Here is a 5,694-nt window from a genome sequence, read left to right on the forward strand (position 1 = left end):
GGAGGAGTCTTTTTCAAGCTTTCGAAAGCCCTTACTTGAGGGAAATCGGGCAAGCCTTCGCGTGCCAAATTTCCTTCGCGTATTCATCAATGGTACGGTCAGAGCTGAATTTGCCCATGCGAGCCACGTTGAGGATCGCCATCTTGGCCCACTTATCCTGATCTTCGTAAGCCTTTGCCACCTGTTCCTGGCATTCGATGTAGGAACGGTAATCGGCAAGAAGAAGGAACGGGTCGCTCGAAAGGAGCTTGTCGACGATCGGGCGGAAGGATTCCGGATGGTCCGGGCAGAAGAAACCACTCGTGATGAGGTCGAGAACGCGACGGAGGTCATCGTCCTTTTCGTAGTAATCACGCGGGCGGTAACCCTTGGCGAGAATGTCCTGAACCTCTTCCACGGTAAGACCAAAGAGGAAGAAGTTGTCGGCGCCAATGACTTCACGCATTTCTACGTTCGCGCCGTCAAGAGTACCGATGGTGAGAGCGCCATTCATCGCGAACTTCATGTTGCCGGTACCGGAAGCTTCCGTACCTGCTGTAGAAATCTGTTCGGAGAGTTCTGCAGCCGGGATGATCTTTTCTGCAAAGCTCACGCGGTAGTTTTCGAGGAACACCATCTGGAGCTTGCCCTTGCAATCCGGATCGCTGTCGATAATCGCGCTCACGGCGTTTGCAAGACGGATGATCTGCTTGGCCATCCAATAACCCGGAGCCGCCTTACCGCCGATCATAATCGTACGCGGAGTGATCTTCTTGCCGTCCTTGATTTCAAGGTAAAGGTGAATGGCGTGAAGAATGTTCAACAGCTGGCGCTTGTATTCGTGGATACGCTTCACCTGGATGTCGAACAAAGTATTCACGTTGACATCCACGTTCTGAGTGCGCTTGAGGTAAGCGGCGAGGCGCTTCTTGTTTTCAAGCTTCACCGCCAGGAATTGCTTGCGGAACTTGGCGTCGTCAGCGAACTTTTCGAGCTTCTTGATTTCGTCGAGATCCTTGACCCAGCCGTCGCCGATCTTGGAAGTCACAAGTTCAGACATTGCCGGGTCAGCCTTGCGAACCCAACGACGCGGCGTCACACCGTTCGTCTTGTTGTTGAACTTTTCCGGCCAGAATTCGTAGAAGTCCTTGAAGAGGCTCGTCTTGAGCAAATCACTGTGGAGAGCCGCAACACCGTTGACAGCAAAAGAGCCGACGATGGACAGGTAAGCCATGCGGATCATCTTTTCGTTGCCTTCCTGGATCAAGGACATGCGGGTGAGGCGAGCGGTGTCGCCCGGCCACTTGAGAGCGACCTTGGCAAGGAAGCGGGAGTTGATTTCGTAAATGATCTGAAGGTGACGCGGGAGGAGCTTTTCGAAGAAACTGACCGGCCATTTTTCAAGAGCTTCCGGCATGAGCGTATGGTTCGTATAAGCGAACGTGTGCGTCGTGATGTCCCATGCTTCATCCCATTCAAGACCTTCTTCGTCAAGGAGAATGCGCATGAGTTCCGCAATGGAGATTGCCGGGTGCGTGTCGTTCAACTGAATAGCAACCTTTTCTGGGAAAAGCTTCCATTCGCCTTCGTGAGATTTTTTGAAGCGACGGACAATGTCCTGCAAGGAAGCGGAGCAGAGGAAGTACTGCTGACGGAGACGGAGGATCTTACCGTTCACGGAAGTGTCGTTCGGATACAGAACCTTCGAAATCGTTTCGGAGAGTTCCATGTCCTGCACGGCGGCGAGGTAGTCACCGTTGTTGAAGTAAGCGAGGCCGAATTCGTCGGCGCTCTGGGCGCTCCAAAGGCGGAGATTGTTCACCGTGTTGTTGCGGTAACCCGGAATCGGGGTATCGTACGGGAGAGCAATCACGTAGTCCTTCGTTTCCCAACGGTTGCGAAGCTTGCCCTTTTCGTCGGTCCAAGAAATGACGTAGCCGCCGAACGGAACCTTGATCGAGTTTGCCGGACGGGCGATTTCCCACGGGTTCGGAAGACGGAGCCAGTTGTCCGGAAGTTCTTCCTGCTGACCGTCCTTGATTTTCTGGTTGAACATACCGTATTCGTAACGAATGCCCATACCCGTAGCCGGCAGTTCGAGAGTTGCCATGGAGTCGAGGAAGCAAGCGGCGAGACGACCGAGACCACCGTTACCGAGGCCTGCGTCGACTTCTTCTTCACGAAGTTCTTCAAGAGTCATGCCGAGTTCATCGACAGCTTCTTCCACAGCCTTTTCCACGTCGAGGTTCAACACGGAGTTGCCGAGCGTACGACCGATCAAGAATTCGAGGGAGAGGTAATAGACGCGCTTGACGTCCTTTTCATAGTAGGTTTCCTGGGTCTTGATCCAGCGGTCAATCAAGCGGTCACGAACGGAGTAAGCGACCGCCAAAAACTTTTCATGCTTCGTCACCGTATGTTCGTCACGGGCGAGCGTATGATGAATGTGATCGTCAAAAGCCTTCTTGAAAGCTTCCACGGTATTGCCCAAAACTTCAAGATTGGTCTTTGCCTTTTCTTTTTTTGCCATGTTTCCGCCTATTTAAAGTGAAACGATTTGTTTACATAAATACTAGCAAAAAATTTTCTTTTTTTTGGAAAAATCCACAACAAATTGTCAGTAAAATCTCAGTAAAAAAACCTTTTGAACGAATGTTTAAAAACGCAAAGAGGCCAGGAACCCGGATGCAGTCCGATTCCATCCCAGAAATTCCGCACTTGAAAGACGCAAGCTTCGGCTACATTCCGGGAGCCAATCTTTTACAGATTCTCGAACCGAAAAATTCGCATCAAAAGACGGCCCACATTCTTCAACGATGTTTCTAGCGCCGCCCAGAACTTCGTCTAACTGAATTAACCCTTGAACTTGAGGAAGCGATACAGATACTTGGTCGTCTGAATCGGCGTTTTGAGGAAGGCGCGTTTTTTGTATCCACTGAGTGCAAAGCCTTGCAGAACCTTGTAAAGTTCGATCTGGTCCGGCTTGTTCAGCGCAAGCAGGAACTTGCGGAATTTGAGTTCAAAGTCATGCATGCGACCGAAGTAGCTGTAGCAGTGCTTTTCGTAACCCTGCAAGAACTTTTGGCTTAAGTCGTGAGCCTTGAAACCTTCATCGACCCGCTGTGCGCAGAAGCGACCGGCACGCATGGCGGCCGCAATTCCGCCGCCCGTAAGCGGGTTCGTGTGATGCGCTGCGTCGCCGACGAGAGCGAAGCGATCCAGCGTGTACTGTTTCAAGAATCCCGAAACCGGAACGAGTCCGCCGACCGTGTGGTTGATCTTCGCACCCGGGAAAAGTTTTTCGAGCCATTCGAGCGTGACTTCGTAAATGTTTGGACCAGGCTTGTTCGGCACAATGAAGCCCGCGCCAAAATTTGTCACATCCGAACGCTGCTTGGGAAAGCTCCAAATGTAACCGTCATTGATAAAATCGTGTCCCTGCCAAAAGGTCAAATAATCCGGTTTTGTCAAAAGCCCCTTGACTTCTATATCGACGCCGGTGCAGGTCAAATTCGGCAGCTGGCCGGACTTGAGGCCCACCATGCGACCGATCTGACTTTCAACGCCATCGGCACCGACGACCATCTTCGCACGGATTTCCTGTGTCGAAGTTTCCGTCACTTTACCGTTGCCGTCGCCCTGCCCCAGCGAAACGCGGACAATGCGGCAATCGCCCTGCACTTCGCTGACCGAAGTCGCACGGGCGCAGGTTACCACTTCCACACCGTCGTTTGCAGCAAGGTGCGCAAGCCATGGATCAAACTTGAGGCGGTTCAACATCAAGCCCATATTCGGCTTGGGAACTTCAATATTCACCCCGTCCGGACCGTAAATAAAAAGACCGTTGATAATCGTTTCAATGCAGTCTTCATCGATCGGGCCGTAGGTCTCTAAATCGGCAAGGTTTGTACTCGCCTCTCCGCAGCGCACCGGATAGCCGATACGTTCACGCTTTTCTAGTAGCAGAGTTTTATATCCAAAGCGAGCCAGATTACGTGCCGCAACAGATCCGCCAGGGCCCGCCCCAATCACAACAACATCATATTCGTTATCGAGCATCGCCGACCTCTTTGAGTTTTAAAGCCCCGACGGGGCAGGCGCGCGTGCAGAGACCGCAACGTTTGCACTTTTCTGCATCGATTTGCAAATCCAGTCCAAACATGTCGAGTGCGCCAAACGGACATACGCCGACACAGCCCGCACATTCGAGGCACTTTTCGCGATCATGGACAAGCTTCTTCATATAATTCACAATATAGCTTTTTGTCGACCGCGGATCCAATCCGACGCGCTACTTTATACGCACTCGTAGTAGATAGTTGCCCTGACGTACCAAATACACGCCCGAATTTTCGAATTTTTCCCGCAGAACGCTTGCGATTTTCCGCTATCCGCGGAGTCTCACTTCCTAAGAAGCGCCCCTGCACGTTAAAGACTTGGACAGGTCCGTTCCAATTCACCTTGTGGAACTGCATTTCCGTTATTGCAGTCGTCTCTTTCGCAGAAGAGGAGGATTGCATCGCTTCACTCGCAATGATACTGGACGAAGAACTGTCATTGCGAGGATTCGAATTCCCAAAGAGCCCATGTCGCAGACATAAAGTTTTTTAGAAACAGAAGACCCCGAGCCAAGGAGTTTCTTTCCATTTTTAGAACGAATCGTTCCGCTTTTACGAATTTTCCAAATTCGCCGATTTAAATCCGCTGCGGCCCAGCAAAATCAAAGCCGGCGTGTAAAAATACCACACAAAATTATTCGCAATGGTCGCCACATGCTCCTGAACACTGTAATCCGGGCCTGTCGCCAGGGAAATTCCCACGCACGCATCACAGCAAAAGAACAGGATCATGCCGCGTTTAATGAGCGTCGCATTGCGCATAGAAAAATACCCGACTTTCGGAGCCTTGCAAGCCACGATCAACGAACAAATTAAAAAAGTTCCGTAAGTCGCAATGATCGGCACAAGCGCAGGATTCGATGTCAATGGTTCTGCATTTACAGAATTTCCCAGCGTAAAAATCAACGCGGCATTCGACACGAACATCACCCCGAACGGAACAAAGAGAATCCAAGGGAAATGGTAGTCTTCATCGGACGTTCGACTATGACGATAAATGAACAAAGCTTGCACAACCATAAAGAAGCAGATTCCGAGAAGCGTATAATCCGAGCTGTGCTTAAAAAGTGCGCTTACGTTGTGCAAAATCTTAAGGCAAAAATCTGCACAGAGCGCCATCACGAATCCAGCCTGCAAAAACTTACGATCCTGCGGCGAAACTTGATTTTTTCCAATGGAAAAAGTCACGATCGTTACAATCAGCGTCACGGCAAACTTTGCATAATTCTGGTAATGGCTCGAATCTTGCAAGCACTGCTCCACGGCTCCGCAGCCCACCAGATAAACATACCAGTCCCGAACAAAGAAAGTTACCATCAATACAGTCAAAACGATGTATACAATCTTCATTTTTATAGATGCATTCATCTTCCCTCCTTACATCCATTTTTTGAATCTAAACCTAAATATCCTTGCCGCTTCTAGCAAGAAACGCTAGCACAAGAAAGGCTCCGGCAATGATCCCGATTAACGGCAAGTCCGGTTGAGCACGTAAAAAAGTTTTCAAATACTTCACCATCTGCGACGTCAAAAACGCATAGCCCGCGCTGCACAAAACCACAAACAAGGCAAAGCGCGCCACAAACGGGATGCTCTT

General features: G+C 50.5%; 5 protein-coding genes and 1 pseudogene. 1 reads left to right on the forward strand and 5 read right to left on the reverse strand.

What is annotated here, in order from left to right; translation table 11 throughout:
- Positions 1–31 precede the first annotated feature (31 nt).
- A complete protein-coding gene (locus MR847_RS08755) occupies positions 32–2,509 on the reverse strand; it encodes a glycogen/starch/alpha-glucan phosphorylase (protein ID WP_277001018.1) in 2,478 nt (825 codons plus the stop codon).
- 155 nt (positions 2,510–2,664) lie between these two features.
- On the opposite strand from MR847_RS08755, the gene MR847_RS08760 reads away from it, so the two are divergent.
- Positions 2,665–2,805: a hypothetical protein gene (locus MR847_RS08760; RefSeq protein ID WP_287723547.1), complete on the forward strand. Its 141-nt coding sequence runs from the start codon at positions 2,665–2,667 to the stop codon at positions 2,803–2,805.
- A gap of 27 nt (positions 2,806–2,832) precedes the next feature.
- Here the strand turns inward: MR847_RS08760 and MR847_RS08765 are convergent, their stop codons facing one another.
- The 4 genes and pseudogenes from MR847_RS08765 to MR847_RS08780 all read right to left on the reverse strand — a co-directional run.
- The gene (locus MR847_RS08765) at positions 2,833–4,038 is read right to left on the reverse strand and encodes an NAD(P)/FAD-dependent oxidoreductase (RefSeq protein ID WP_287723548.1); all 1,206 of its coding nucleotides are present in this window, start codon (positions 4,036–4,038) and stop codon (positions 2,833–2,835) included.
- The gene (locus MR847_RS08770) at positions 4,028–4,222 is read right to left on the reverse strand and encodes a 4Fe-4S binding protein (protein WP_100425368.1); all 195 of its coding nucleotides are present in this window, start codon (positions 4,220–4,222) and stop codon (positions 4,028–4,030) included. The genes MR847_RS08765 and MR847_RS08770 overlap by 11 nt, the downstream gene beginning before the upstream one ends.
- A 427-nt stretch (positions 4,223–4,649) precedes the next feature.
- Complete coding sequence (locus tag MR847_RS08775; RefSeq protein WP_287723549.1) at positions 4,650–5,465, reverse strand: lysoplasmalogenase family protein; 816 nt, start codon at positions 5,463–5,465, stop codon at positions 4,650–4,652.
- 34 nt (positions 5,466–5,499) lie between these two features.
- Positions 5,500–5,694: pseudogene (locus tag MR847_RS08780) on the reverse strand (hypothetical protein); the annotation flags it as partial.

The sequence above is a fragment of the Hallerella sp. genome (genome assembly GCF_022776125.1).
Lineage (GTDB): Bacteria > Fibrobacterota > Fibrobacteria > Fibrobacterales > Fibrobacteraceae > Hallerella > Hallerella succinigenes.